This is a genomic window from Pseudoxanthomonas sp. J35, assembly GCF_000513995.1.
In the GTDB taxonomy this organism is placed as follows: domain Bacteria; phylum Pseudomonadota; class Gammaproteobacteria; order Xanthomonadales; family Xanthomonadaceae; genus Pseudoxanthomonas.
Window position 1 is genome coordinate 19312 of record NZ_AZVB01000024.1, and the last position, 26036, is coordinate 45347.

Below are 26036 nucleotides of genomic sequence, written 5' to 3' on the forward strand. Positions count from 1 at the left end.
CCATGTGCGTGGTCGCCTTCGCCTGGGACGCGCATCCGCGCTGGCGCTTCGTGCTGGCCGGCAACCGCGACGAGTTCCATGCGCGTCCCAGCGCGGCGCTGGCGCGCTGGGACGATGCACCGGGCATCGTCGCCGGGCGCGACCTGGAGGCCGGCGGCACCTGGCTGGGCGTGGACGATGCGGGTCGCTGCGCGCTGGTGACCAACGTCCGCGACCTGCGCGCGCCGCAGGACGGCCTTTCGCGCGGCCTGCTGGCCAGCGACTGGCTGCGCGGCGGCGAGGATGCGGCCGGCGCCTCGCTGGCGCTGCTGGCGCGGGCAGGCGGGTACCGTCCGTTCAACCTGCTGCTGGCCGACCGCGCGCACTGCGTGTGGACCAGCAACCTGCCCGGCCCGCGATCCGAAGCGGTCACGCCCGGCGTGCACGTGCTGTCCAACGCCGCGCTGGACTCGCGCTGGCCCAAGGCCATGGCGCTGGGCGCGCGGCTGCAGGCCTGGCTGCGCGAGGACCGCGACGGCGATCCGGCCGCCCTGTTCGAAGCACTGGCCGACGATCGCACGTATCCGGACGACACGCTGCCAGACACCGGCATCGGCCTGGAACGCGAACGCTGGCTGTCGTCCGCCTTCATCCGCGGCGAGGATTACGGCACCCGCGCCAGCACCGTGGTCCTGCTCGACCGCGCCGGCGGCGGCGCGATCATCGAACGCCGCTGGGGGCCGATGGGCGTGCCACTGGGCGAAACGCGCGTGGATCTCTGAGAGGACCTCCCCTCTCCCTCCGGGGCGAAGGGGACTGCTTGTGGATCATTGGGCCACGGTGCCCTGGGCGGGTTCGCGCCTGCGCGAGGGCCGGGGCGCGGAGTGGTTGCCAGGGGCGAGGGCCGCAATCCGACGAGCCTCGAAGGGCGGCCGAGCCTCTCCCCAGCCCCTCTCCCGCAGGGAAAGGGGCTGTTGCCTTGGCCGCGACAGGGACTTCAGCGTTCCTGCCGGGCTTCGGCGCGCGCAGGTCAGCTTTCGCCGGGCTCGCGCAGCTGGAGCAGCCAGTGCGCGCCGGCTTCCGGTAGCGGTTCGAGTTCGAACAGCCAGGTGCGCAGCTGGCCGCGTTCGTCGCGCAGGGGCAGTTGCAGGCGCAGGGCTTCGCCCTGGGACAGGCGCGCTTCCAGGCCGGCTTCGTCGATCGCCGCGGCCAGGGCCGGGTCGAGGTCGCGCAGTTCCATGCCCAGCGCCGCGGTCGCGGTGGCGCCGCCGGCGCGCACGAAGGCCGGGTTCACGAACACCAGCCGGCTGCGCACCGGCTCGCCGCGGCACTCGATGATGGCCACGCCGTGGCGCAGGCGCGCCAGCGTCGCTTCCAGCAGCAGCAGGTCCTGGCGGTCGCGCTTGCGCTCCATCAGTTCGATCAGCACGCGCAGGCTGCGCGCCGAGTCCAGGTGCAGCGGCGACCAGCTGCGCGAACGCCCGCGCACGGTGTCCTGCCACAGCTCGAAGCTCTTGCGCGGCGACAGCCGGCCGGGGATGTCCTCCAGCTTGGCCAGCGAAGGATTGCCCGCCCAATTCACCGTACGCACCTGCTCGTGGCGGGTCCACAGCAGCGCGCTGCGCGCCTTGGGCTGCAGCGGCACGTAGATCAGGCCGGCGGCGTCCGACGCCAGGTCGGCCAGCTCCGGGAACGCGGCCCCGATCGCGGACAGGTGCAGGATGCCGGAGTGGTCGGTCTCGCGGTGGACCTGCACGTTGTCCTCCAGCGCGGCGCGGATGCGGCGCAGGCCGGCTTCGTCGGGGGTGCGGCCGAGGCGGCTGAGCTGCTCGCCGTGGAAGACCGCCACGCCGTCGGCATCGACCACGTCGAGCAGGTCGCCGGCCATGTCGGTCAGCAGCTCCGGGGTGAAGCCGTCGGCTTCGGAGAAGGCGGTGATCAGCTTCTCGCGCACGGTCAGCAGCGACTGTTCAACGTCGCTGCGGGCGATCGCCTCGAGACTGCCGATGCGCGCGGCCAGCGCCTGGCTGACCGCCTCGCAGGCGTCGCGCACGTCGTGGTCGACGAAGCGCGGCTGGTAGTGATGGCAGGCGACCAGGCCCCACAGGCGGTCGTTGACCACCAGCGAGGTGACCAGGGTGGCGGCCACGCCCATGTTCGACAGGTATTCGCAATGCACCGGCGAGACGCTGCGCAGGCCGCAGTCGCTGAGGTCCACCGGCTGGCCGTCGCGGGGATCCATCGCCGGTTCCACCGGCACCGGGGTGTAGCCGACGTCGACGATCTGGCGGATGCGCGTGCGCAGGTACAGCGCGCGCGCCTGCGCGGGGATGTCGCTGGCGGGGTAATGCAGGCCGAGGTAGCTCTCCAGCCCGGGCCGGCGCACCTCGGCGATCACGTCGCCATGCCATTCCTCGTCGAAGCGGTACACCATCACCCGGTCGTAGCCGGCCAGCGCGCGGATCTCGGCGGCGGCGTGGCGCGCGGCCTCGGCGATGCCGGGGGCGCGATCGATCTCGCGCTGCGCGCGCAGCGCATCGCCCAGCGCCATGATCTGCGCACCCTGTGCCGGTTCCAGCTCCAGCAGCCAGCGGTCCGGGTACAGGTGCCAGGCCGCCTTCCAGCGCGACAGCCCGGTGCGTACCACCGTGCACGGCGCGTGGCCCAGGTGCACCGGCACCTGCACCGGCCGCAGCGCGGCCGCCTGCGCCGGATCGACCTGCAGCAGCGCGTCCCACGCCTGCCCCTGGACCTGGCCCTGCCCGCCGAGCAGCTCGGCGGCGGCGTTGGCGCTGGCCTGCAGCACGCGGCCGCTGTCCGGGTCGATCGCCAGCAGGATGCCGTGCGGCTGGATCGAGCCGGGGATGTGGATGGGCTCGCGCGCGCAGGCGTCGAGGTCGGGAGCAGCGGGTGCGGCAACACTCATGCGGTTACGGTTCCTGCGTCGCCATGCGCGGCGATGGGACGGACAAATTGCCCGTGGAAATGGCTGAACATCGCCCGCGCCGCGCTGGCGGCGCGCGCGCGACTGGCTTCGTCGGGCAGGGCCTGCTCGAGCGCGGCGCGGAACGCGGGCCAGCCGGGGCCCGCTTCAGCTGCTTCGAAATGCTGGATCGCCTCCGCGAGCCGCGGCACATGCGCGCGCAGGTGGCGCGCGATCAGGCGGCCGCCAAGGGCCGAACCTTCGACCACGTAGAGCATGCCCCAGGCGTCGGCATCGCAGTCCGCGCGCGGCGCGGCCAGGGTCTGCGTGGCCGGGCGCACGCCCAGCGCCATCAGGTCGTGGCGCAGGCCGTGTGCACGCGGTCGCCATGGCCACGACAGCGCCTGCAGTCGCGTGGCATTGGCCTCTTCCCAACCGGCATGGATGCGCAGCAGCCGCTGTAGCACCTCCACGCAGAGGCCCCGGTCCACCGCCGGCGACATCAATGCCGCCATCAACGGCGTCGCCTCGACCTGCGCGTGCAGCGCCGCGGTGGCGGCCTGCAGCGCGCGCCACGCGGCGTCGGTGCGGGAAGACCCGGTGGCCGGGACGCCGGGGGCGGTGTGAATCGGATTGGATCCCTCCATGGGCCCGAGCCTAGCAAACAGGCCGTGTAGATCATGGCGGGTTCACCGTACTGAACCCTTCCCGCCGCCAGTTCGTGCGATTCACCTGCCGCTGAGCCGGGCTACGGCACGGTGCCTGCCACACCCGCCGCAGGAGCCTGCGATGAAACGTACCGCCCTTACCTTCTCCCCGCTGCTCGCCCTGGCGCTGGCGCTGCCGGCAGCCGCCGCCGAGCCGGCGAAGCCGGCCGCCGAACCTGCGGCCGGGGCCGGCACGCAGACCGGACTGACCGCCGTGCAGGTGCGCGAACTGCTCACCCGCAATGGCTTCACCCGCATCGACGATCCGGAGTTCGAGGAGGGCATGTGGGAGACCGACGCCACCAGCGCCGACGGCAACCGCGTCGACGTGCGCGTGGACGCCAACGGCCGCATCCATGCCGAGGACATCGTCTCGACCATGACCGCCGACGACATCAAGGCCAGGCTGACCGCGGCCGGCTACTCCAAGGTCCACGACGTGGAGTTCGACGACGGCGTCTGGGAGGCCGAGGCCGAGCGCGACAACGGCAAGGACGTGAAGCTGCGCGTCGACCCGAAGGACGGCAAGGTGCTGGCGGTCGAGAACGATTGACCGAGGTTGCAACGCCCATCTCCTTCCGGGAGAGGGGTCGGCGGTTCTCCGACGTTCTCGTCTGGCCGTTCTTGTAGAGCGGGGCCTGCCCCGCTGCTTTCCCCGCCAGCCGGGACATCAGGCGTGGGAGTCGGGCAAGCCCGACTCCACGGGAGCCTGCGGTCAGGCCGGCACGCGCGCGTAGCGCCAGCCCACCGCCCAGGCGCAGGCCAGGGCGATGGCTGCGACGAACCATGGTGCGCCGGGGATCTCCGCCGGCGCGCTGCTGCCGACGAACAGCGCGAACACGTTGGCGAACAGCAGCGGGCCGAGGATGCCTGCCAGGCTGGTCAGGCTCATCAGCGCGCCCTGGATGCGGCCCTGCACCTGCGGACCGACCTGGCGGGTGATCAGCGCCTGCGTCGCCGGCGCGGCCAGGCCCCACAGCGCACTCACCGGCAGACCGACCAGGAACAGCCAGCCGCTGTCGGCCAGCCCGTAGATCACGAAGCCGGTGACGCCGCAGCCCAGGCCCAGCAGCAGCGTGCGCCGCTCGCCCAGCGCCTTCACCGAGCGTCCGACCAGGACGGCGTTGACCACGATGCTCATCACGCCCACCGCTGCCAGCACCCAGCTGACCTCGCGCGGTCCCCACTGGTAGCGGTAGTCGGCGAACAGCACGAAGATGCTCGGGTACACGTAATGCGCCAGCTGCGCCAGGAACACCACCGCGGCCAGGCCGAACACCTGCGGGTAGCTGCGCAGCAGCACCAGCGCACCGAAGGGGTTGGCGTGGGCCACGTCGAAACGGCGCGCGCGCCGCTCCGGCGGCAGCGATTCGGGCAGCACGAACCAGCCGTACAGGAAGTTGAGCAGGGCCAGGCCGGCGGCGAACCAGAACGGCAGGCGCAGGTCGATCCCGCCCAGCCACCCGCCGACCAGCGGGCCGACGACGAAGCCCAGCCCGAACGCCGCGCCGATCATGCCGAAGCTGCGCGCGCGCTTCTCCGGTTCGGTGACGTCGGCGATGTAGGCGTTGGCGGTGGTGAAGCTGGCCGAGGCGATGCCGGAGATGACCCGGCCGATGAACAGCATCGACAGGGACGTCGCCAACGCCATGAAGATGAAGTCCAGGCCCAGGCCCAGGCAGGACAGCAGGATCACCGGCCGGCGCCCGAATCGGTCCGACAGCGCGCCCTGCACCGGCGTGCACACGAACTGCACCGCCGCGAAGACCATGCCGAACAGGCCGACCCAGCGCGCCGCGCTGGCCACGTCGCCGCCGGTGAATTCCTCCACCAGGTGCGGCAGCACCGGGATGATCACGCCGAACGCGAGGACGTCGATCAGCACGGTCACGAAGATGAAGGCCAGCGCCGCGCGTCGCGCGCCGGGCCGCTGCGGCGATGGATCCACGGTCGCGTCTCGGGTCGGGGGAAGTGGTGGCGCCCGCCGCAGGTGGCCTGCCGCCGTCACCACTGGAAACGGCGCAGTTTAGCTCCGCACGCCGCTCAGTCCAGCGGCGCCACCGCGATGCGCTGCACCAGCACATGGGTCTGCCCCGGCGCGAGCTCGACCAGGTCGGGGCCGGCGTTGGCCGCTTCCAGGCAGACGAAGCCGCGCCAGTGCGGGCCGACGTCGGCCATCCGCGCCGCGGCCGCCTCGCCCGGATTCCACACCACCGCAGTGCGCCCGCCCTCGACGCTCACGTCGATGCGCCGGCCCAGCTTCGGATCGACCAGGCTGTAGCGGCCGCCAGCGTCGGCGAACAGGCGGTCGCTGCGGCCGGGATCGCGCGGGTCGTGCAGGGTCCATTCGCCCTGCTGCACGTGCGCGTTGCCGCCGTCGTTCTTGTCGAGGAAGGTGCGCCCGGCCAGGCCCTCGATGCGCACCGCGTCCACGTCGGCGACGTGGAAGTAGTTGTGCAGCGCCTCGGTGTAGCGCACCGGTTCGCTGCCGTTGTTGGTGGTGACCAGGCGCTGTTCCAGCTGGCGGCCGATGCGCAGCTGCATGCGCAGGCCCAGCGCCAGGCCCTGCAGCGCCGGTGGGGCCAGCTCCAGCAATACCGTGCCGTCGTCCTCGCGCGCGGCCGAGACCAGCGTCCACGGCAAGGTGCGGACGAAGCCGTGCGACGGCACGTCGTTGCCCTGGCCATGGCGGCTGAAGTACGGCCAGCACACCGGCGCGCCACCACGGATCGGGGTGGGCAGTTCCGCGCGCAGCGGCGACAGCCAGAACACGTCCTCCTGCCCGGCCGGCACCCACGACAGCAGCTGGCCGCCGACCAGCGACACCGCCGCGGTGGCCAGCGGCGTCTCCACCAGCACCGCATCCAGGCCCTGGAAGCGGCCGATCGACACGCCCGGCACGGCCAGCACCGCCGCGTCCGGCGCGACGACGGGAGACTGCTGCCAGGCAGCGAAGTCGGACGGCAGGCGGAAGACGGTAGGCGTGGACACGGCGGGACCCGATTCGGCAGAGGTGGAGGGCACGGCGGCCGCCGCATCCGGCACGCGCGCCGTGCGCTCCACGCCACAGCCACCGGCCAGCAGCAGGCAGCACAGCAGCGGAACGAAACGGGACATCGGGCTCATGCAGGATGCGGACGCGGAAAGGTCCGCATGATAGCGCCGCCGACCGGGGCCCGATCAGCGCGCCGGCCGCCGCAGCAGGCGCAACCGGAAACCTTCGGCGCTGCCGCCCCACCCGCCGGCGACCTCCAGCCCGGCGCGCCGGGCCAGCGCGGCGAAGCGTTCGTCGCGGTACTTGTGGCTGTATTCGACGTGGATCGCCTCGTCCCGGGCGAACCCGAACACCTGCCCGGCCAGGTGCACGCGCTGCTCGCGCAGGCTCACCAGCGAAGTCTCCACCCGCTCGCGCGCGGCCACGTAGCGCGCCCGGTGGGCGAAGCCCGACAGGTCGAAGTCCGCGCCCAGCTCGCGGTTGAGCCGCGCCAGCAGGTTGAGGGTGAAGGCGGCGGTGACGCCGGCGGCGTCGTTGTACGCCGCCTCGATCACCGCCGCGTCCTTGATCAGGTCGATGCCGACCAGGGCGCAGCCGTGGTCGCCGATGGTGGCGGCCATCGCCGCCAGCAGCGCCACCGCGTCGTCGTCGGTGAAGTTGCCGAGGGTCGAACCGGGGAAGAACACCAGGGTCCGCGCCGGCGGACGTGGCGGACGCGGCAACTGCAGCGGCCGGCTGAAGTCGGCGCGCAGCGGCAGCATCGCCAGCCGCGGGGAAGCGTGGCCGCAGGCGCGCCACGCAGGCATCCAGTGCCGCCTGCGAGATCTCCACCGGCGTGTAGGCCAGCGGCGCATGCAGCGCGGCCAGCAGCCGCTCGGTCTTGCGGCCGCTGCCGCTGCCGTACTCCACCACGTGCACGTCGGGCCCCACCGCGTCGGCGATCGCCGGCAGGTGCGCGTCCAGCAGCGCCAGCTCGGTGCGGGTGAGGTAGTACTCCGGCTGCCGGGTGATGGACTCGAACAGCGCCGAGCCGCGCGCGTCGTACAGGTACTTGGTCGGCAGCCGCCGCGGCGACGCGGACAGGCCGGCCAGCACGTCCTCCAACATCGAGCCTTCGGCGGGCGGCACGCCGTAGCCGGCCTCGTCCCAGGACGCCAGCAGCGGGCTCATGGCAGGTCCATCGCCAGGCGCAGCCCCGCGTACTGCCAGCGCGCGTGCGGCGGGAAGAAGTTGCGGTAGCTGGCACGCACGTGGAGGCACGGCGTGGCGCAGCTGCCGCCGCGCAGCACGAACTGCCCGCTCATGAACTTGGCGTTGTACTCGCCGGTGTCGTCCTGCCACGGGCGGAAGCCGGGATAGGCGAGGTAGGCGCTGGAGGTCCATTCCCAGGTGTCGCCGAACACCTGCGCCAGCCCCTCCACCGGCGATCCCGCCGGGCACTGTTCGAGCACGCCGTCGTCGGCGAAGTGGCCCTGCGGCGGCTGCGCCGATGCCGCGCGTTCCCATTCGGCCTCGGTCGGCAGACGCACCCCGGCCCAGCGCGCGAACGCGTCGGCTTCGTAGTAGCTGAGGTGGCACACCGGCGCATGCGCCGGCAGCGCGCATGCCGCCCAGGGTGAACGCGCGCTCCAGGTCCTCTTCCCAGTACAGCGGCCGCCGCCAGCCTTCGGCCTGCACCCGCGCCCAGCCGTCGCTGAGCCACAGCCGCGGGTCGCGGTAGCCGCCGTCCTCGACGAACTGGCGGTACTCGGCATTGGTCACCGGACGCGAGGCCAGCGCGTGCGCCGGCAGCAGCACGCGGTGCGGCGGCGATTCATTGTCGTAGGCGAAGGCTTCCGCCTGCGGCCAGGCCGGCGCGCCGATGCAGGCGACCTGTTCGGCCACCGCATGCCAGTGCAGTTCCGCGGCGGCAGCGGCCCGCCGTGCCGGATCGGGCAGGTCCTGGCGATACGCGGGGCGCAGCGGCTGGCTCCACAGCGCGTGCTTGATGTCGGTCAGCAGCAGCTCCTGGTGCTGCTGCTCGTGGTTCAGGCCCAGCTCCAGCCGGCGCCGCGCCGTGCCGTCCAGGTCGCCTGCCCACAGCGCGCGCAGCACGCGTTCGTCCACCGCCTCGCGCCAGCCCAGCAGCTCCTCCAGCGAGGGCCGCGACAGCAGTCCACGGTGTGGACGCGGCTGCCGCGGGCCGGCGCTGTCGTAGTAACTGTTGAACAGGTAGTGCCAGTCCGGCCGCAGCGGGGCCATGCCGGCGGCGGCGAGGACGAAGTGCTCGAAGAACCAGGTGATGTGGCCGAGGTGCCATTTCGCCGGGCTGGCATCCTCCATGCTCTGCAGCATGGCGTCCTCCGGCGACAGCGGCGAGGCCAAGGCCACGCTGGTCGCACGCACGGCGAGGTAGCGGGCCGCGGCGCCGGCGGCGGCGATGCCACAGGGGTTGTCGGTGACGGCCAGTTCCATGCCGGCACGCTGGCGGGCACCCCATGAGCGCCGCGTCATGCGGACGCGAAGGGCTGGGCCGGGTTCAGCTAAGGTCGCCGTCCCGGTAGTACCAGCGCCCGTCGATGCGCTCGAAACGGCTGCGTTCGACCAGCCGCTGGGCGCGGCCGCCACCGACGCGGAAGCGGGCGACGAACTCGACCTCGGCGGTATCGGCGCCGGTGCTGCGCTCGGATTTCACCTGCAGGCCCAGCCAGGCGGTGCGCGGGCCGCCGGCGTCGTCCAGGTCCAGCTCGGCCGGCGCCGGTCGGGTGTCGGGGTGCCAGGTCTGGAGCAGGTAGTCGCGCAGCTTCAGCACGTAGGCGCTGTAGCGCGAACGCATCAGCGCGCCGGCGTCCGGCGCGGGCGTGCCCGCATGCCAGCGGCCGCAGCAGGCCGCGTAGGCCTGGCCGCTGCCGCAGGGGCATGGGCCGCCAGCGGCCTGGTCCGATCCACGCGTCCCGGCCACCGGCGGCTCAGCGGCGACCGGTTTCGATGAAGCGGAGGAACTCGGCGCGGGTGCGCGCGTCCTCGCGGAAGCTGCCGAGCATCTTCGAGGTGACCATGCTCACCCCGCGCTTGTGGATGCCGCGGGTGGTCATGCACTCGTGCACGCCTTCCACCACCACGCCCACGCCCAGCGGGTGCAGCACGTCCTGGATGCACTGGGCGATCTGCGCGGTCATCTTCTCCTGCACCTGGAAGCGGCGTGCGTAGGCCTCGACCACCCGCGCCAGCTTGCTGATCCCCACCACCTTGCCGTCGGGCAGGTAGCCCACGTGCACGCGGCCGATGATCGGCGCCATGTGGTGCTCGCAGTGGCTTTCGTACTCGATGTCGCGCAGCACGATCATCTCGTCGTAGCCGGCCACTTCCTCGAAGGTGCGCGCCAGGTACTCGCGCGGGTCCTCGCGGTAGCCGCTGAACCAGTCGCCGTAGGCTTCGGCCACGCGGCGCGGGGTGTCCAGCAGGCCCTCGCGCTGCGGATCCTCGCCGGCCCAGCGCAGCAGGGTGCGCACGGCCTCCTCGGCCTGATCCTGGGTGACGGGGCTGTCGGGCTTGGTGCTCATCGCGGCCTCGCGGGCGGCGGACTGGGCAGCACATGGTACCCGACCGGCACCGCGAGCCGCCCGATGCCGCGCCGACCATGACCATTTTCAGGGTGCGCCGGCAACCGCTCGGGGGCAGAATCGGCTGTCCACCCTCCGGGAAACATGCCGTGCGCCACGCCTCCGTCCTGACCCCGCTCGCCCTCGCCCTGTCGTTCGCCCTGCTCGTGCCCGCCTGCTCGCAGCAGGGCGGCGAATCCCAGCCCACCGCCGCCACCGCCGCGCCCAGCGCCGAGGAGATCAAGGCAGAGTCCGGTCGGCTCAACGCCTGGTTCGATACCAAGTACGAGGAGCAGCTGCAGTTCAGCCCGATCCAGCTGACCTTCCTCGGCCGCAAGGAACTCAACGACCAGATCGACGACATGTCCGAGGCCGGCATCCGCAAGCAGCTGGCCTGGCTGGAAGCGTCGGTCAGGGAAATGGAGTCGACCTTCGACTACAACAAGCTGGACCCGGAAACGAAGCTGTCCTGGGACCTGTGGAAGCACCAGTACGAGAGCGCGCGCGAAGGCGTGCCGTTCATGCTCCACGCCTATCCGTTCGACCAGATGAGCGGCATCCAGAACCTGGTGCCGACCTTCCTGATCAACTTCCACAAGGTCGACGACGAGAAGGATTACCTGGCTTACGTCTCGCGCCTGCAGAAGGTGCCGGTGCTGTTCGACCAGCTGCTGGAGCGCACCCGCGCCTCCTCGGCGCAGGACATCCGCCCGCCGAAGTTCGCCTGGGAAGGCGTGATCGACCAGTCGAAGAAGGTGGTCAGCGGCGCGCCGTTCGACGGCGGGAAGCCCAGCGCGCTGTGGACCGACGCCCAGGCCAAGGCCGACGCGCTGGCCAGGGACGGCAAGGTCAGCGCCGAGCGCGCGGCCGAGCTGAAGGAGCTGGCGCGCAAGGCGCTGCTGGAGAGTGTGGCGCCGGCCTACGCGAAGGTGATCGCCTTCGCCGAGGAGGAGCTGCCGAAGTCGCTGGAGAACGCCACCGGCGTGGGCACGACCCATCCGGACGGCATGAAGTACTACGAGTACCAGCTCAAGCAGAACACCACCACCGCGATGACGGCCGAGGAGATCCACCAGCTCGGCCTGTCCGAGGTGGCGCGCCTGCGCGGGGAACTGGAAGCGCTGCAGAAGAAGATGGGCGTCGAAGGCGACCTGCAGGCCTTCTTCAAGCACGTCCTCAACGACCCGGACCGCGTGTTCCCGAACACCGACGCCGGCCGCCAGGCCTACATCGACGCGGCCACCGCCCACATCGACAACATCAAGAAGCAGCTGCCCGACTACTTCGGCCTGCTGCCGAAGGCGGACCTGGTGGTCAAGCGCGTGGAGGCCTTCCGCGAGCAGGACGGCGCCGCGCAGCACTACTACCCCGGCACGCCGGACGGCTCGCGCCCGGGCATCTATTACGCGCACCTGTCGGACATGAACGCGATGCCGAAGACCGAGCTGGAGGTCATCGCGTACCACGAGGGCCTGCCGGGCCACCACATGCAGATCTCCATCGCCCAGGAGCTGACTGGCATCCCGCAGTTCCGCACCCAGTACAACACCACCGCCTATGCGGAGGGCTGGGGCCTGTACGCCGAATGGCTGGCCAAGGAGATGCCGGGCACCTACCAGGACGACTATTCCGAGTACGGCCGCCTGATGTCGGAGATGTGGCGCGCGATCCGCCTGGTGGTGGACACCGGCCTGCACGCCAAGGGCTGGACCGAGCAGCAGGCGATCGACTACTTCCGTGCCAACAGCTCGGTGCCGGATGCGGCGATCAAGTCCGAGGTGCAGCGCTACCTGGTCAACCCGGGCCAGGCCACCGCGTACAAGATCGGCATGATCAAGATCCAGCAGCTGCGCAGGAAGGCCGAGGGCGAACTGGGCGAAAAGTTCGACATCCGCGGCTTCCACGACGCCGTGCTCGGCGGCGGCGCGATGCCGCTGGACCTGCTCGAGCGCCGCGTCGACGCCTGGATCGCGGAGAAGAAGGCGGCCTGAGCCGCGACCGCCACGCAACACGAAGGGCCCGGTGCAAGCCTGGCCCTTTTCTTCTGGCCCCTACCCCCCGGCGTGCATTGCTCGCGCACCACTGGCGCGGATGCCGCCGGACGCCCGCGTCCATGGGACGCGAGCCGGGACACGAAGCGAGGTTGGGAGAGGGGAAAGACGAAGGGCCTTGACGATAATTATATTTCGATTATTCTGGAAATATGGAAACCGAAACCGCGCTCAAGGTCCTCTCCGCCCTCGGCCACGAGTCCCGCCTGGCCGCGTTCCGCATCCTCGTCCAGGCCGGCCCCGACGGGCTGCCGGTCGGCGAGCTGCGCGAACGGCTGGACATCCCCGCGGCAACGCTGACCGCGCACCTGAACGTGCTGCGCGCCGCCGCGCTGGTGACCGACCAGCGCGAAGGCCGGGTGATCCGGGTTCGCGCCCACTACGCGCAGATGGACAGCCTGATCGGCTACCTCACCGACAACTGCTGCGGCGGCCTCGCCGACTGCGGCCCCGCGCGCACCTGCGCCCCCGCTCCCAGGAAGAAGAAGGCATCGCCATGAACCGCTTCCACGTGCACCTCAACGTCAACGACCTCGACGCCAGCATCCGCTTCTACACCGGGCTCTTCGCCACTCCGCCCAGCGTGGTCAGGCACGATTACGCCAAATGGATGCTGGAGGACCCGCAGGTCAACTTCGCCATCTCCAGTACCGGCCGCGCGCCGGGCATCGACCACCTGGGCATCCAGGTCGACGATGCCGCCGGCCTCGCCGACCTCGGACGGCGCCTGGACGCCGCCGGCGGCGCGGTCACACCCGAAGCCGACGCGATCTGCTGCTACGCGCACTCGGACAAGTACTGGACCGAGGACCCGCAGGGCACGCGCTGGGAGACCTTCCACACCCTCGGCGAGGCGACCACCTACCACGCCCTCGGCGCGGCCTGCGCCACCGACGCGGCATGCGCGCCGGCCCCGGCGAGCGCACCGGCCGCCGCCACCGGCTGCTGCTCGCCGAAGTCCGGCTGCTGCTGAGCCGCGCCATGGAGCCATGTCGCCGCATCCTGTTCCTGTGCACCGGCAACTCGGCGCGCAGCATCCTCGCCGAGGCCACGTTGCGCGCCTGGGCCGGCGACCGCTTCGAGGTCGCCAGCGCCGGCAGCCAGCCCACCGGACGGGTCAATCCGTTCGCGCTGCAGCAGCTGGCCGCCGAAGGCATCGCCACCGCGGGCCTGCGCAGCAAGTCCTGGGATGAGTTCGCCGCGGCGGACGCGGCGCCAATGGACCTGGTGATCACCGTCTGCGACGCGGCCGCGGCCGAAGCCTGCCCGGTGGTGTTCGGCGACTTCCTCCGCGTCCACTGGGGCCTGCCCGATCCGGCCGCGGCGGAGGGCGACGACGCGGCCAGGCGCGCGGCCGTCGCCCGCGCCCACGGCACCATCAAGGCGCGCCTGCTGGCCCTGCTGGCGCTGCCGGCGGCAACCTGGGACGACCGCGCCGCACTGGAGCAGGCCCTGCAGCGGATCGCCCTGGTCGAAGCCGGAGACCGGGAGGCCGTCGATGGCTGAGCCGGCGCCGCGCATGGGCCTGTTCGAGCACTGGCTCAGCGCCTGGGTGGCGCTGTGCATCGTCGCCGGCACCGCGCTGGGGCACCTGTTCCCGGCCGCGTTCGCCGCGCTCGGCGCGATGGAGATGGCGAAGATCAACCTGCCGGTGGCGGTGCTGGTCTGGCTGATGATCGTGCCGATGCTGATGAAGGTCGACTTGGGCGCGATGCGCGAGGTGGGCCGGCACTGGCGCGGCATCGGCGTCACCGTGTTCGTGAACTGGGCGGTGAAGCCGTTCTCGATGGCGCTGCTGGGGGGCTTGTTCCTGCGCCATGTGTTCGCCGGCTGGCTGCCCGGCGACCAGGTCGATTCCTACATGGCCGGGCTGATCCTGCTGGCGGCCGCGCCGTGCACGGCGATGGTGTTCGTGTGGAGCCACCTGTGCCGCGGCAACGCCAACTTCACCCTCAGCCAGGTCGCGCTCAACGACGCGGTGATGGTGGTGGCCTTCGCGCCGCTGGTCGCGCTGCTGTTGGGGCTGTCGTCGATCAGCGTGCCCTGGGACACCCTGGCCCTGTCGGTGGCGCTGTACATCGTGGTGCCGACCGCGGTGGCCTTCGCGCTGCGGCGCTGGCTGCTCGCCCGCGGCGGCATGGCCCGGCTGGAGGCGGTGCTGGCGCGGCTGTCGCCGCTGTCGCTGGCCGCGCTGCTGGCCACGCTGGTGCTGCTGTTCGGCTTCCAGGGACGACAGATCATCGCCCAGCCGCTGGTCATCGCCATCCTCGCCGTGCCGATCCTGCTGCAGGTCTACTTCAACGCCGGCCTCGCCTACCTGCTCAACCGCCGGCTGGGCGTGGCCCACGAGGTCGCCGGGCCGTCCGCGCTGATCGGCGCCAGCAACTTCTTCGAACTGGCCGTGGCCACCGCGGTGGGCCTGTTCGGCATCCACTCCGGCGCGGCGCTGGCGACCGTGGTCGGCGTGCTGATCGAGGTACCGGTGATGCTGTCGGTGGTGGCGATCGTCAACCGCAGCCGCGGCTGGTACCTTCGCGGCGCCCGGCCCATGGAGACGGCGCCATGAACCTTCGCATCGCCCCGATCGCGTTCGCCGAGGCCGTGGCCACGCTGCTGCGCGACAGCGGCCTGCCCACCGCCGACCTCGGCCAGGGTGCGCGCGTCGACTTCCTCGGCGCGCACGATGGCCAGGCATTGTCCGGCTGCGTGGCCCTGGAGGACTGCGGCGACGCGCTGCTGCTGCGCTCGCTGGCAGTAGCCAGGCAGCGGCGCGGCGAAGGACTCGGCGGTGCGCTGGTCGAAGCGGCCGAACAGCACGCGCGAGCCCGTGGCCACGCCGCCGTCTACCTGCTGACCACCGATGCGCACGGCTTCTTCGCCGCGCGCGGCTACCGCGAGCTGGCCCGCAGCGAAGCGCCAGCGGGCATCGCCCGCACCGCGCAGTTCTCCGGGCTGTGTCCGGCCTCCTCGCACTTCATGGGCAAGGCGCTGTAACGCGCCTCATGGCCCCGGTCCCCATGGCCGACCGGTTGCCGGCCTCGGGAGCCCCTCTCCCACAGGGAGAGGGGTTTGAGGGAGGGTCGACGAGGGGCCGGCGTGGTCGGGACTACGCCACCGCCCTGGCGGCGGCGCCGCCCAGCAGGCGGGCCGGCAGCATCAGCAGGGCGCGCAGGAAGGCGAACAGCGCCGAGAAGGTGATCCCGACCAGCCGGAACGGCAGCGACAGCAGCCACGCCAGCGGCCACAGGACCAGCGCCAGCAGGGCGAGCGGCCAGCACAGTACGAACAGCACGCACCAGGCAAGCAGCGCGATCAGGACTTTCATCGTGCGGTCTCCTCACACCCGGGCCACCATTGGCCCACGGATGCAGGTTGCGCGGCCGCCGCCGGGGCCGCAAGACCGCGTCCGACGCATCCGGGAATACGCCGACGAAACCCGGCCGGCGTCGACGGAACCGCCGCGCTGCGACGCCGGATGCGGCTACCAGGCGCATGCCACACAATGGCCGCGGCTGCCCCGTGCGGCCGCGCCTCCGGCCACCCGGCCCGCGCTCCAACAGGACGCACCGGCATGAACGAGAGATTCCGCGCCATCGTGCATGGCACCGTGTTCGCGGTGCTGGTGGGCTGGGTGCTGTACGTGGCCCGCGACATCCTGGTGCCGGTCGCGTTCGGGGTGATGGCCCTGTACGTGGTGCTCGGTAGCGCGCGCCTGCTCGGGCAGATGCCGGTGCTCGGCCCGCGCCTGCCCGAATGGCTGCGCTACGCGCTGGCGATGCTGGTGATGGCCGGGGCGCTGGTGCTGCTGGGCGGCGTGGCGATGGACAGCGTCGACCGGCTGCTTGCGCGCATGCCGCACTACCAGGCGCAGCTGGTGGCGCTGGTACAGCAGGGCGCGGCCCTGCTGGGCATCGAATCGGAACCGAGCTGGGACGGCATCCGCCGTGGCGTGCTGGCGCAGGTGGACCTGCAGCGCCTGGCCGGCTCGACCCTGGGCTGGGCCGCCTCGCTGCTCGGCACGATGGTGGTGGTGGCGCTGTACGTGGCCTTCCTGATGATCGAACGCCGCCACTTCGACGCGAAGATCGACCGCCTCGCCGCGGATCCGCAACGCGCCGCGCGGATCCGCCGCGTCATCGCCGACATCAACCGCCGCATCGGCAGCTACCTGGCGCTGAAGACCCTCCTGGGCGTGCTGCTCGGCGTGGCCAGCTGGGTCGTCATGGCGGCGTTGGGCATGGAACTGGCCCCGTTCTGGGCGCTGCTGATCGGCCTGCTCAACTACGTGCCATACGTCGGCTCGGTGCTCGGCGTGGCCCTGCCGGCGCTGTTCGCCCTGCTCCAGTTCGGCGACTTCCGCACCGCGCTGCTGCTCGCCGGCGGGCTGTCGCTGCTGCAGTTCCTCAACGGCGCCCTGCTGGACCCCTACCTGATGGGCAGCTCGCTCAACCTCAGCCCGTTCGTGATCCTGGTCAGCCTCACCGTGTGGACCGCGCTGTGGGGGCTGCCTGGCGCGTTCCTCGCCGTGCCGCTCACCGCCAGCATCGTGATGGTGCTGGCCGAGTTCTCCGGCAGCCGGCCGATCGCGGTGCTGCTGTCGAAGAAGGGCGAGGTGTAAGCGGCGCGCGGCGGCCGTTCCCCGCGCAGGCGGCCGCGGTCCCCGCCGCGCCGCGGATCGCCAGCGCCAGGCTGGCCATGAACAGTTTCCGCGTTCCCTTACTCCCCCAGAGTGATGGATTGCCCCCGTCCCTCGCCGCCGATCCTGGCGCGGACGCCTTGCCGGCCGCGAGCCGGGGCGTACCCGGCCCGGGCCGTCGCACTTGACCGGGTTTGGCGCCAGCGCGGGCTCTCCGGCACTGCCTGAACGGCAAGGCGGCGGCGATCCTGCCGGAGGTGCGGCGCGACGCCGCTGGTCTTACCCTTTCCCGGAGTCCCCGATGCTGCGCAAGCTGCTGCTTTCCTCGGCGATCGCCCTGGCCCTCACCGCCTGCGGCGAGCGCCCGGCCATCGATACCGCCATGCCCGATTCCACCGCCGCCCTCCCCGCGCAAGCCGCGAACCCGCTGCTGAGCGCCAGCACCCTGCCCTTCCAGGCGCCGCCGTTCGAGCGCATCCGCGACACCGACTACCAGCCGGCGATCGAGGAAGGCATGCGCCAGCACCTGGCAGAGATCCGCGCCATCGCCGACAACCCGGAGTCGCCGACCTTCGCCAACACCATCGAGGCGATGGAACGCGCCGGCGCGCTGCTCACCCGCGCCTCGCTGGCGTTCGAGGCGATGACCTCGGCACACACCAACCCGGTCCTGCAGGCGGCCGAGGAAGCGCTGGCGCCGAAGCTGGCCGGCCATAACGACGCCATCTTCCTGGATCCGGCGCTGTTCGCCCGGGTCAAAGCGATCCACGAACAGCGCGACTCGCTGGGCCTGACCGAGGAACAGAAGACCCTGGTCGAGCACCGCTACAACCAGTTCGTCCGCGCCGGCGCGCTGCTGTCGGAAGCCGACAAGGCCGAGCTGCGCCAGCTCAACGCCGAGGAATCCTCGCTGACCACCGCCTTCGGCGCCAGGCTGCTGGCCGCCACCAACGCTGGCGCCGTGCTGGTGACCGACCGCGCGCGCCTGGACGGCCTGGACGAAGGCACGATCGCCGCGGCCGCCGAAGCGGCGCGGGCCGCGGGCAAGGAGGGCTGGCTGCTGGAGCTGCAGAACACCACCCTGCAGCCGGCGATGGCCGCGCTGAAGGACCGCAGCCTGCGCGAGGAACTCCTGGCCGCGTCGATGAACCGCGCCGCCCGCGGCGACGCCAACGACACCCGCGCCACCATCCAGCGCCTGGTCCAGCTGCGCGCACGCAAGGCGCAACTGCTGGGCTTCGACAACTACGCCGCGTACGCCATCGCCAACCAGATGGCCGGCCGGCCGGAAGTGGCGCTGAAGCTGCTCAACGACACCGTCCCGGCGGCCACCGCCCGCGCGCGCGCCGAGCTGGCGAAGATCCAGGCGGTGGTCGACGCGCAGGGTGGCGGCTTCAGCGCCGGCGCGGCGGACTGGGACTTCTACGCCGAGCAGGTGCGCAAGGCCGAGTACGACCTGGACCAGGCCGAGGTGCGCCAGTACTTCGAGCTGGACCGCGTGCTGAAGGATGGCGTGTTCTTCGCCGCGCACGAGCTGTACGGCATCACCGTGAGCGAGCGCCACGACCTGCCGGTGTACCATCCCGACGTGCGCGTGTTCGACGTGTTCGACGCCGATGGCAGCCAGCTGGCGTTGTTCTACCTCGATCCGTTCAAGCGCCCGAGCAAGCGCGGCGGCGCGTGGATGGGCAACTTCGTCGAGCAGGACGGCCTGGCCGGCACCCTCCCGGTGATCTACAACGTCGAGAACTACACCAGGCCCGCGCCCGGGCAGCCGGCGCTGCTGAGCTACGACGAGGTCACCACCCTGTTCCACGAGTTCGGCCACGCCCTGCACGGCCTGTTCTCCAAGACCACCTACCCGAGCATCTCCGGCACCAACGTGCCGCGCGACTTCGTCGAGTTCCCCTCGCAGTTCAACGAGCGCTGGGCGCTGTACCCGAAGGTGTTCGCCAACTACGCCAAGCACTACCTGACCGGCGAGCCGATGCCGCAGGCGCTGGCGGAGAAGGTCAACCGCGCGCGCACCTTCAACCAGGGCTACGCCACCACCGAGTACCTGGCCGCCTCGCTGCTGGACCTGGCCTGGCACATGCTGCCGGCCGGCACCGAGGTGCCGGACATCGACGCGTTCGAGAAGCAGGCACTGGCGAAGTACAACATCGACCTCGCGGCGGTGCCGCCGCGCTACCGCAGCAACTACTTCAACCACGTCTGGGGCGGCGGCTACGCGGCCGGCTACTACGCCTACTTCGGCGCCGAGGTGCTGGACCACGACGCCTTCGACTGGTTCGAGCAGAACGGCGGCCTGACCCGCGAGAACGGCCGGATCTTCCGCGAGAAGATCCTTTCCGTCGGCCACTCCCGCGACCTGGCCCAGGCCTACCGCGAGTTCCGCGGCAAGGACCCGGGCGTGGAACCGCTGCTGGAGTTCCGCGGGCTGAAGTGAGCCGCGCGGCGGCAACGACGCGTCACCGGAAGGCCCGCGCGAGCGGGCCTTCTTCTGACTCCTGAGGCGAGTTACGCGCGTAACGTAAAACAATCCGGGCGACCGCCGTATGTAACTTATTGATTAAATTAAATTTGCAGAACACCTCCTGATGAATTATCTTTAATTTAATCGTAAAGAAATGGTGCCATGGCCCGTCCCCGTTCTGCCACCGTCCAGGACCTACTGGCCCTGCTTGCCTCCGGGGAGCCGACATCCGCCTCGCTTCTAGCAAAGCGCCTGGGCGTCTCCCGGCCAGTCGTGTTGCGCTTGGTCCGCGAGGCAGGCGAGCAAGTGCTGCAAATAGGCAGCGCACGCGCCACCCGATACATGGCGCGTGCGGAAAGCGCTGCTGGAAGCTCTTGGCCGTTATGGCGGATGCGACCGGACGCCACGCTGGAAGAGTTGGGCACCCTGTACCTGTTGCGTGGTGAGCGGTTCCAGTTCATCGCCACGGGCGAGCGTCCCAACCTGGTCCAACCGGTAGAAGACGTACCCGGCCACTTCCCGGGCCTGCCTTGGTTTTTGGACGACTTGCGCCCGCAGGGCTTCCTGGGACGCAACCTAGCTCACCGAGGGGGCGCAACCCTGGGAGTTCCAAGCGACCTGGACCGGTGGCGGCAACGCGATGTCTTATTGGCAATAACCCGAACCGGCGGCACCAACATCGGCGACCTCCTGCTAGGTAGCAACGCAGTGAAGCTGGCGCTGGCGGAAGTCGACTCGCCTTCCGATGCAGTAGGCGTTGGGCAACGGCAGGAACGTTATTCGGTCTGGGCAGAAGAGACCCTTGCCGGTGAAGAACCCGGATCGTCCCCCGGCGGCGAACAGCCCAAGTTCACGAGTACGATCATCACCCCGACCGGACGTCGTGCCGCACTGGTCAAGTTTGCGCAGCGCGATGGAGAACGTACGACCGCGCGCTGGGCGGACCTACTCGTCTGCGAGCATCTGGCTCTGCAGACTCTGGCGGATCACGACATAGCGGCAGCAGAATCGGAGCTCGTCGAGGCCGAGCGCCACCTTTGCCTAGAAGTGCGCCGGCTTGACCGAACGCCTGACTGTTTAGGACGGCGCGGCTTCGTCTCCCTGCAGGTACTGGATGCCGCTTTCGTTGGCAGCGGGGAACGCGACTGGGGCGTGCTCGGTGAACAACTGGCTCGGTTGGGCTGGATCACGCCGGACACTGCTCGTGACATGGCGGTTTTGCACTGGTTCGGGCGCCTGATCGGAAACAGCGACATGCACCTAGGCAATCTCGGCTTCCATCTGGCTGATGCCAGGCCCTTGGCCTTGGCTCCGGCTTACGACATGCTGCCGATGTATCTGGCTCCATCCCGCACCGGCGTGGTGAGGGCAGCCGAGCCGCTCCTACTCACACCGCCTGAGAACGCTGGCCAAGCTGGACATATCGCCCGGGCAGCGACAGCCGCTGTCGCCTTTTGGGAAAGGACCGAAAGATCGGGCTGGATCCTCGACGACGAGATCCGCAAGGTGGCCCGGGCGAACCGCGAAGCAGTCGCGAAGTTCGCGCGCACGTTTGCCTAGCGTGGGACGACAACAGGTGGCCGGGAGATAGTCGGATGCCGACGAGCCCCGCTGAGGTTCTTTGCCTTTGCGGCGCCGGCCTGCCTTCTCCATAAGCTCAGCATCCAGGCCCTCGCGCAAGCGAGGCCGCCAAGGGGACTCTGGACCAATGGTCCACAAATAGCGCATAGCCCGCGTAAGCGAAGCGCCCCGCGCTGCTGCAGTGCCCGTGGCGCTGGCGAGGCGTGGCCCGTCCCCACGCGCTGCCGGCTCACTGCCGGACGACTCCCCGGATGCGGCCTTCGGCCTTTTGCGGGTCATGGAGTGCATCGAGCGGCGCACGGCAACATGCCGGCATCCAATGCAGCGTCAGCGCTTCAGGCTGGCGACGATCTCGGAGACGGTCAGGCCGATCTCCAGCTGCACGCGCACGTACTCGCGTTCCTTGCGCGACAGCGTGCGGCCGACTTCCAGGCGCACGTCCTCCGCCTGCAGGATGCGCATGATCCTCGGCAAGGCCGAACCGACCACGTCCGGGCCATAGCCGGCTTCGCGCAGCGCGGCGCGCATCACTTCTTCAACGTCCATGGAACTTCCGGATCAGGCCTGGGGCGGCCATCTTGCCTGATGCGGCACCGCGCCAGGGTGACAAGGTGGCCTGTCCAGCAGGCGCGTGGCACGCAGCCGGATAGACGGAGGGAGCCCCCGGAAAGTGGGCCTCCCCTCCGGGGGAGGGACCGGGGGAGAGGGCGGAGTACCGGCAAACCTGACTTCGCCGGGTCCTTCCCTACCCCCGAGGGAGAGAGGGTTGTGGCGCCAGATCGCCAGACTCCGCGCCCCCCAGGGCTGGGACGCGGCCGGGCGGCTTGGGTATATTTCCCGTTCCATGGAACGGGGGAAGCCATGGCCACGTTGATTCCCAGCCGCAGCGCGTGCGGCGGGCGGATGACCGCCGGCGAACGGCGCTTCGCGGCCCGCCTGGAAGACAAACTCGACGACGATTACGTGTGCTGGTACGACGTCCCGGTCGGACCCAGCTACCGGCACCCGGACTTCGTCGTGCTGCATCCCAACCGCGGGATCCTGGTCCTGGAGGTCAAGGACTGGAAGCCGGAAACGCTGGCGGAAATAGACCGCGATCGCGTCGTGCTCAACACCGGGCGCGGACGCGTGGTCGAGGCCAATCCGCTACGCCAGGCGCGGGATTACGCCATGGAGATCCAGCGCCTCCTCCAGTCCGATCCGGCATTGCTGCATCCACCCGGCCACAGGCGCGAGGGCAAGCTGGTGATGCCCTGGGGGTTCGGGGTGGTGCTCACGGGCGTGACCCGCAACCAGTTCGAGCAGATGGAGCTGGATGCCTTCATCGGCGCCGCCAGCGTGATCTGCCGCGATGAGATGACCGAGGGCGTCGACGGCGAAGCGTTCCAGAAGCGGCTGTGGGACATGTTCATGATGCCGTTCCCCTGCCAGCTGACCCTGCCGCAGATCGACCGCGTGCGCTGGCATCTGTTCCCGCAGCTGCGGATCCAGCAGCAGGGGCAACTGCTGCCGCCGATGACACCGGAGCCACAGCCGGCACCGGTGGAGATTCCGGACATCATCCGGGTGATGGACCTGCAGCAGGAACAGCTGGCCCGGTCCCTGGGCGAAGGGCACCGGGTCATCCACGGCGTCGCCGGTTCCGGCAAGACCATGATCCTCGGCTACCGCTGCGTGGAACTGGCCCGCACGCTGCACATGCCGGTGCTGGTGCTGTGCTTCAACAAGACCCTCGCCAGCCGCCTCGAGCACCTGATGGTGTCCCACGGCGTGCACGACCGCGTGGCCGTGCGCCATTTCCACGGCTGGTGCGCCGAGCAGCTGAAGACCTACGGCGTGCCACTGCCGCCGCCCCAGGAAAGCGCCGAACGTTACGTCGCCCTGCTGGTCGAGGCGGTTGTCGCCGCGGTGGAAGCCAGGGCCATTCCACGGGCCCAGTACGGCGCGGTGCTGATCGACGAGGGGCACGACTTCGCCCCGGAATGGCTGCAGCTGGTCACCCAGATGGTCGACCCGGAGACCAATTCGCTGCTGCTCCTGTACGACGACGCGCAGACGCTCTACGGCAATGGCGGACGTCGCAAGTTCAGCTTCGCCAGCGTCGGCATCCAGGCCCGTGGACGCACCACGATCCTGCGCCTGAACTACCGCAACACCCTGGAGGTCCTGTCGGTGGCCAAGGCTTTCGCCGAGGAGGTCCTCACCCCGCAGGAAACCGACGACGACCACGTGCCGGTCATCCCGCCGGAGAGCGCCGGGCGCCGCGGCCCGATGCCGGAAGTGTGGCGCGCGCGGAGCATCTGGGGCGAAGCCGACCTGATCGCGCAACGCATCGGCGAGGCGCTGGCCAACGGCGCGAACCCGAACGACTTCGCCGTGCTGTGCCACTCGAACCGGCTGGCCAACCTGGTCGGCAACCAGCTGCAGAAACGCGGCCTGCCGGTCCTGGTCGCCACCGACCAGCGCCGGCGCGAGCTGTTCAATGGCCAGCCGGCGGTCAAGGTGATGACCATGCATTCCAGCAAGGGACTGGAGTTCGACTCGGTGTTCATCCCCGGAATCTGCGAGATGGCCTCGCTGGATACCGACGCCGACCGCCGGCAGCAGCAGGTACGCCTGCTGTACGTGGCGATGACCCGGGCGCTGCGCCAGCTGGAGATCTCGCACCACGGCGACGGGCCGGTGGTCGAACAGATCCGCCGCGTCGTCGACAGCGTGTCGCAGCGGCTGGCGGCCTGACGCGGCACGGCACAGGGGCCCAGTCTCCCTCAGAGGCGGGGGTGGAGTGCCGGCGAACCCGGCCTCGCCGGGTGCCGGCCGTCTCCCCTGCCCCTCTCCCGGATGGAGAGGGGTTCAAGGTGGCGAAGATCGACAAAGAAAGGCCCGCGCGAGCGGGCCTTTGTGCTGCTCCCTCCCCCTCCGGGGGGAGGGGCTCAAGCAGGCATCACCAGATGCGGACGCGGTCTTCGGGGGCGATGTACAGCGGGTCGCCTTCCTTGATGCCGAAGGCGTCGTACCAGGCGTCGATGTTGCGCAGCGGGGCGAAGGCGCGGATGTGGCCGGGCGAGTGGGTGCCGTTGACCAGCTGCTGGCGCAGGGCGTCGTCGCGCCACAGGGTGCGCCACACCTGGGCCCAGCCCAGGAACAGGCGCTGTTCGCCGGTGAAGCCGTCGATCACCGGCGCCGGCTTGCCGCCCAGCGAGCGGCGGTAGGCCTCCAGGGCGATGGTCAGGCCGCCGAGGTCGCCGATGTTCTCGCCCATCGCGGTGCGGCCGTTGATGTGCAGGCCCGGCAGCTGCGGGAACTCGTAGGCCTCGTACTGCGCCCCCAGCTTCGCCGCCTGCGCCTCGAACTTGGCGGCGTCCTCGGCGGTCCACCAGTCGCGCAGCACGCCGGCGCCGTCGGATTTGCGGCCCTGGTCGTCGAAGCCGTGGATGATTTCGTGGCCGATCACGCCGCCGATGCCACCGTAGTTCACCGCCGGGTCGGCCTTGGGATCGAAGAACGGCGGCTGCAGGATCGCCGCCGGGAACACGATCTCGTTCTTGACCGAGTTGTAGTAGGCGTTGACCGTCTGCGGGGTCATGCCCCACTCGCCCTTGTCCACTTCCTTGCCCAGGCGCGCGCGGCGGTAATCCCACTCGAACTGGCGCGAGCGCAGCGCGTTGCCGACCACGTCGCCGTTGGCGATGCGCAGGCCGCTGTAGTCGCGCCACTTTTCCGGGTGGCCGATCTTCAGGCCGAAGCCCTTGAGCTTGGCCTGGGCCTCGGCCTTGGTCGCCGGACTCATCCACTCCAGCGTCTCCAGGCGCGCGCCCATCGCCGCCTTCACGTTGGCCACCAGCGCATCCATCTTGGCCTTGGAATCGGCCGGGAAGTACAGCTTCACGTACTCGCGGCCCACCGCCTCGCCGAGGCTGGACTCGACCAGGCCGACGGCGCGCTTCCAGCGCTCGCGCGGCAGCGGCTGGCCGGACATGAACTTGTCGCGGAACTCGAAATGGGCGTTGGCGAAGGCGCTGGACAGCAGCGGCGCGGCGCCATCGACGGCGTGGAACGCCTGCCAGGCCTGCAGCGTGGCCACGTCGGTGCCGGCGAAGATCTTCGCCATCTTCGGCACCGCGGTGCCCTGCCGCACCACCGCGCGCGTGCCGTGGTCGACGCCGGCGGCCTTGAAGTACTCGGCCCACGGGAAGCCCGGCGCGTAGGCGTCGAAGCGCTCGAACGGCACCGGGTTGTAGGTCTTGTCGCGGTCGCGGCTTTCGGCGCGGGTCCAGTGCGCCTGGGCGATCTTCGTCTCGAACGCCATCACCGCCTCGGCGCTGGCCTTCGGGTTCTCCCAGCCGGCCAGCTCCAGCAGCTGGGCGATGTAGGCGACGTAGCGCTCGCGCTGCGGGGCGAAGTTCTCGCGCAGGTACATCTCGCGGTCACCCAGGCCCAGGCCGGACTGGTTCATGTACAGGGTGTAGTGGTCCGGATCGCGCGCGTCGTCGGCGACGCTGAGGCCGAACAGGGTGGCGTTGAAGGTGTCGCGCGCGGCCATCAGCCGTGCCAGGGCCAGGTGGCTGTCGGCCTGGCGGACGCGCTCGAGCACCGGCTGCAGGGGCGCGGCGCCGAGCTTCTCGATGGTCGCCTCGTCCATGAAGCCCTGGTAGACCGCGGCGATCCTGGCGGTGTCGCCACCGGTGGCCGGGTCGCCCAGCGCGTAGCCTTCTACCAGCGCGCGCACGCGCACTTCGGACAGGTCGCGCAGCGCGCGGAAGGCGCCGTAGCTGGACTGGTCGGCCGGGATCTGGGTGTTCCTGGCCCAGGTGCCACTGGCGTAGGCGAAGAAGTCGGTGCCCGGCGGGACGCTGGTGTCCATGCCGGCGGTGTCGAAGCCCCAGGTGCCGAAGCGGGTCGCGGCGGTGGCGGCACCGGCACCGGTATCGCCGGCCTCGTACAGCGCCTGCAGGGTGCAAGACTCGTCGGCGCAGGCATGGGATTCGTGGGCGTTGGCCTGGGCGGCCAGGCCGAGGGCCAGCAGGGTCGCGGCGGTCAGCAGGGTCTTCTTCAAGGGAGGGTCTCCGGTGCGGGCGGTGAGGCCGGTTGGCCCTTCAGGATAGTT

The 26036-nt window shown here is 70.7% G+C and carries 21 protein-coding genes and 2 pseudogenes; 12 read left to right on the plus strand and 11 right to left on the minus strand.

Going from position 1 to position 26036, the window contains the following annotated elements; translation table 11 throughout:
- Positions 1–2 precede the first annotated feature (2 nt).
- A complete protein-coding gene (locus tag PSEJ35_RS0112465) occupies positions 3–761 on the plus strand; it encodes an NRDE family protein (protein WP_028918089.1) in 759 nt (252 codons plus the stop codon).
- Between the two features lie 248 nt (positions 762–1009).
- On the opposite strand, the gene bphP is transcribed toward PSEJ35_RS0112465, so the two are convergent.
- Positions 1010–2905 carry a bacteriophytochrome BphP gene (bphP, locus tag PSEJ35_RS0112470; protein WP_028918090.1) on the minus strand — a complete coding sequence of 632 codons (1896 nt, stop codon included), beginning with the start codon at positions 2903–2905 and terminating at the stop codon, positions 1010–1012.
- Positions 2902–3549 (minus strand): biliverdin-producing heme oxygenase, encoded by a 648-nt coding sequence (locus tag PSEJ35_RS0112475; RefSeq protein ID WP_028918091.1) that lies wholly within the window; start codon positions 3547–3549, stop codon positions 2902–2904. The genes bphP and PSEJ35_RS0112475 overlap by 4 nt, the downstream gene beginning before the upstream one ends.
- A 142-nt stretch (positions 3550–3691) precedes the next feature.
- On the opposite strand from PSEJ35_RS0112475, the gene PSEJ35_RS0112480 reads away from it, so the two are divergent.
- The gene (locus PSEJ35_RS0112480) at positions 3692–4162 is read left to right on the plus strand and encodes a PepSY domain-containing protein (protein WP_028918092.1); all 471 of its coding nucleotides are present in this window, start codon (positions 3692–3694) and stop codon (positions 4160–4162) included.
- Between the two features lie 162 nt (positions 4163–4324).
- Here the strand turns inward: PSEJ35_RS0112480 and PSEJ35_RS0112485 are convergent, their stop codons facing one another.
- The 6 genes and pseudogenes from PSEJ35_RS0112485 to folE form a co-directional block, all read right to left on the minus strand.
- Positions 4325–5557, minus strand: coding sequence for a tetracycline resistance MFS efflux pump (locus PSEJ35_RS0112485; RefSeq protein WP_028918093.1), 1233 nt, complete (start codon positions 5555–5557; stop codon positions 4325–4327).
- Between the two features lie 95 nt (positions 5558–5652).
- Positions 5653–6735 carry a D-hexose-6-phosphate mutarotase gene (locus PSEJ35_RS0112490; RefSeq protein WP_084635546.1) on the minus strand — a complete coding sequence of 361 codons (1083 nt, stop codon included), beginning with the start codon at positions 6733–6735 and terminating at the stop codon, positions 5653–5655.
- Positions 6736–6789: 54 nt separating this feature from the next.
- Positions 6790–7774 (minus strand): annotated as a pseudogene (gene egtD / locus PSEJ35_RS16190) (L-histidine N(alpha)-methyltransferase).
- Positions 7771–9058: pseudogene (gene egtB / locus PSEJ35_RS16195) on the minus strand (ergothioneine biosynthesis protein EgtB). Before egtB ends, egtD begins: the two co-directional pseudogenes overlap by 4 nt.
- A 64-nt stretch (positions 9059–9122) precedes the next feature.
- Entirely contained in the window at positions 9123–9545 is a 423-nt protein-coding gene (locus PSEJ35_RS16200; protein WP_051412672.1) for a YchJ family metal-binding protein, read from the minus strand.
- A 7-nt stretch (positions 9546–9552) separates the two neighbouring features.
- Positions 9553–10146 (minus strand): GTP cyclohydrolase I FolE, encoded by a 594-nt coding sequence (gene folE / locus PSEJ35_RS0112515; RefSeq protein ID WP_024868328.1) that lies wholly within the window; start codon positions 10144–10146, stop codon positions 9553–9555.
- A gap of 149 nt (positions 10147–10295) precedes the next feature.
- Between folE and PSEJ35_RS0112520 the strand changes: the two genes are divergently transcribed.
- From PSEJ35_RS0112520 to arsN2, 6 genes are all read left to right on the plus strand, one after another.
- Entirely contained in the window at positions 10296–12176 is a 1881-nt protein-coding gene (locus tag PSEJ35_RS0112520; protein ID WP_028918097.1) for a DUF885 domain-containing protein, read from the plus strand.
- A gap of 212 nt (positions 12177–12388) precedes the next feature.
- Positions 12389–12736: a metalloregulator ArsR/SmtB family transcription factor gene (locus PSEJ35_RS0112525; protein ID WP_028918098.1), complete on the plus strand. Its 348-nt coding sequence runs from the start codon at positions 12389–12391 to the stop codon at positions 12734–12736.
- Positions 12733–13209: an ArsI/CadI family heavy metal resistance metalloenzyme gene (locus tag PSEJ35_RS0112530; RefSeq protein ID WP_028918099.1), complete on the plus strand. Its 477-nt coding sequence runs from the start codon at positions 12733–12735 to the stop codon at positions 13207–13209. Before PSEJ35_RS0112525 ends, PSEJ35_RS0112530 begins: the two co-directional genes overlap by 4 nt.
- An 8-nt stretch (positions 13210–13217) precedes the next feature.
- Complete coding sequence (locus PSEJ35_RS0112535) at positions 13218–13742, plus strand: arsenate reductase ArsC (RefSeq protein WP_028918100.1); 525 nt, start codon at positions 13218–13220, stop codon at positions 13740–13742.
- A gap of 13 nt (positions 13743–13755) precedes the next feature.
- Entirely contained in the window at positions 13756–14802 is a 1047-nt protein-coding gene (gene arsB / locus PSEJ35_RS0112540) for an ACR3 family arsenite efflux transporter (RefSeq protein ID WP_024868333.1), read from the plus strand.
- Positions 14799–15230: an arsenic resistance N-acetyltransferase ArsN2 gene (gene arsN2 / locus PSEJ35_RS0112545; protein ID WP_051412673.1), complete on the plus strand. Its 432-nt coding sequence runs from the start codon at positions 14799–14801 to the stop codon at positions 15228–15230. Before arsB ends, arsN2 begins: the two co-directional genes overlap by 4 nt.
- 112 nt (positions 15231–15342) lie before the next feature.
- On the opposite strand, the gene PSEJ35_RS0112550 is transcribed toward arsN2, so the two are convergent.
- On the minus strand, positions 15343–15561 hold the full coding sequence (locus PSEJ35_RS0112550; protein ID WP_028918102.1) for a hypothetical protein: 219 nt from the start codon (positions 15559–15561) through the stop codon (positions 15343–15345).
- A gap of 246 nt (positions 15562–15807) precedes the next feature.
- Between PSEJ35_RS0112550 and PSEJ35_RS0112555 the strand changes: the two genes are divergently transcribed.
- The 3 genes from PSEJ35_RS0112555 to yjjJ all read left to right on the plus strand — a co-directional run bounded on the left by PSEJ35_RS0112555 (position 15808) and on the right by yjjJ (position 20908).
- Positions 15808–16854 (plus strand): AI-2E family transporter, encoded by a 1047-nt coding sequence (locus tag PSEJ35_RS0112555; RefSeq protein WP_028918103.1) that lies wholly within the window; start codon positions 15808–15810, stop codon positions 16852–16854.
- Between the two features lie 319 nt (positions 16855–17173).
- On the plus strand, positions 17174–19321 hold the full coding sequence (locus tag PSEJ35_RS0112560) for a M3 family metallopeptidase (protein WP_028918104.1): 2148 nt from the start codon (positions 17174–17176) through the stop codon (positions 19319–19321).
- 189 nt (positions 19322–19510) lie between these two features.
- Positions 19511–20908 carry a type II toxin-antitoxin system HipA family toxin YjjJ gene (gene yjjJ, locus PSEJ35_RS16205; protein ID WP_037083246.1) on the plus strand — a complete coding sequence of 466 codons (1398 nt, stop codon included), beginning with the start codon at positions 19511–19513 and terminating at the stop codon, positions 20906–20908.
- Positions 20909–21256: 348 nt separating this feature from the next.
- Here the strand turns inward: yjjJ and PSEJ35_RS0112575 are convergent, their stop codons facing one another.
- Positions 21257–21475: a hypothetical protein gene (locus PSEJ35_RS0112575; RefSeq protein WP_028918106.1), complete on the minus strand. Its 219-nt coding sequence runs from the start codon at positions 21473–21475 to the stop codon at positions 21257–21259.
- Between the two features lie 315 nt (positions 21476–21790).
- On the opposite strand from PSEJ35_RS0112575, the gene PSEJ35_RS0112580 reads away from it, so the two are divergent.
- Complete coding sequence (locus PSEJ35_RS0112580) at positions 21791–23668, plus strand: 3'-5' exonuclease (protein WP_232207658.1); 1878 nt, start codon at positions 21791–21793, stop codon at positions 23666–23668.
- A 205-nt stretch (positions 23669–23873) separates the two neighbouring features.
- On the opposite strand, the gene PSEJ35_RS17670 is transcribed toward PSEJ35_RS0112580, so the two are convergent.
- Positions 23874–25985, minus strand: coding sequence for a M13-type metalloendopeptidase (locus PSEJ35_RS17670; protein WP_028918108.1), 2112 nt, complete (start codon positions 25983–25985; stop codon positions 23874–23876).
- Between the last annotated feature and the right edge of the window lie 51 nt (positions 25986–26036).

Coding starts and splice junctions, on each gene's coding strand:
- PSEJ35_RS0112530 (WP_028918099.1), top strand. CDS start 12,733: ATGAACCGCTTCCACGTGCACCTCAACGTCAACGACCTCGACGCCAGC.
- PSEJ35_RS0112550 (WP_028918102.1), bottom strand. CDS start 15,561: ATGAAAGTCCTGATCGCGCTGCTTGCCTGGTGCGTGCTGTTCGTACTG.
- PSEJ35_RS0112555 (WP_028918103.1), top strand. CDS start 15,808: ATGAACGAGAGATTCCGCGCCATCGTGCATGGCACCGTGTTCGCGGTG.
- PSEJ35_RS0112525 (WP_028918098.1), top strand. CDS start 12,389: ATGGAAACCGAAACCGCGCTCAAGGTCCTCTCCGCCCTCGGCCACGAG.
- PSEJ35_RS0112490 (WP_084635546.1), bottom strand. CDS start 6,735: ATGAGCCCGATGTCCCGTTTCGTTCCGCTGCTGTGCTGCCTGCTGCTG.
- arsN2 (WP_051412673.1), top strand. CDS start 14,799: ATGAACCTTCGCATCGCCCCGATCGCGTTCGCCGAGGCCGTGGCCACG.
- PSEJ35_RS0112480 (WP_028918092.1), top strand. CDS start 3,692: ATGAAACGTACCGCCCTTACCTTCTCCCCGCTGCTCGCCCTGGCGCTG.
- PSEJ35_RS0112465 (WP_028918089.1), top strand. CDS start 3: ATGTGCGTGGTCGCCTTCGCCTGGGACGCGCATCCGCGCTGGCGCTTC.
- bphP (WP_028918090.1), bottom strand. CDS start 2,905: ATGAGTGTTGCCGCACCCGCTGCTCCCGACCTCGACGCCTGCGCGCGC.
- folE (WP_024868328.1), bottom strand. CDS start 10,146: ATGAGCACCAAGCCCGACAGCCCCGTCACCCAGGATCAGGCCGAGGAG.
- PSEJ35_RS0112575 (WP_028918106.1), bottom strand. CDS start 21,475: ATGGACGTTGAAGAAGTGATGCGCGCCGCGCTGCGCGAAGCCGGCTAT.
- PSEJ35_RS0112535 (WP_028918100.1), top strand. CDS start 13,218: ATGGAGCCATGTCGCCGCATCCTGTTCCTGTGCACCGGCAACTCGGCG.
- yjjJ (WP_037083246.1), top strand. CDS start 19,511: ATGGCCCGTCCCCGTTCTGCCACCGTCCAGGACCTACTGGCCCTGCTT.
- PSEJ35_RS0112475 (WP_028918091.1), bottom strand. CDS start 3,549: ATGGAGGGATCCAATCCGATTCACACCGCCCCCGGCGTCCCGGCCACC.
- PSEJ35_RS0112580 (WP_232207658.1), top strand. CDS start 21,791: ATGGCCACGTTGATTCCCAGCCGCAGCGCGTGCGGCGGGCGGATGACC.
- PSEJ35_RS0112560 (WP_028918104.1), top strand. CDS start 17,174: ATGCTGCGCAAGCTGCTGCTTTCCTCGGCGATCGCCCTGGCCCTCACC.
- arsB (WP_024868333.1), top strand. CDS start 13,756: ATGGGCCTGTTCGAGCACTGGCTCAGCGCCTGGGTGGCGCTGTGCATC.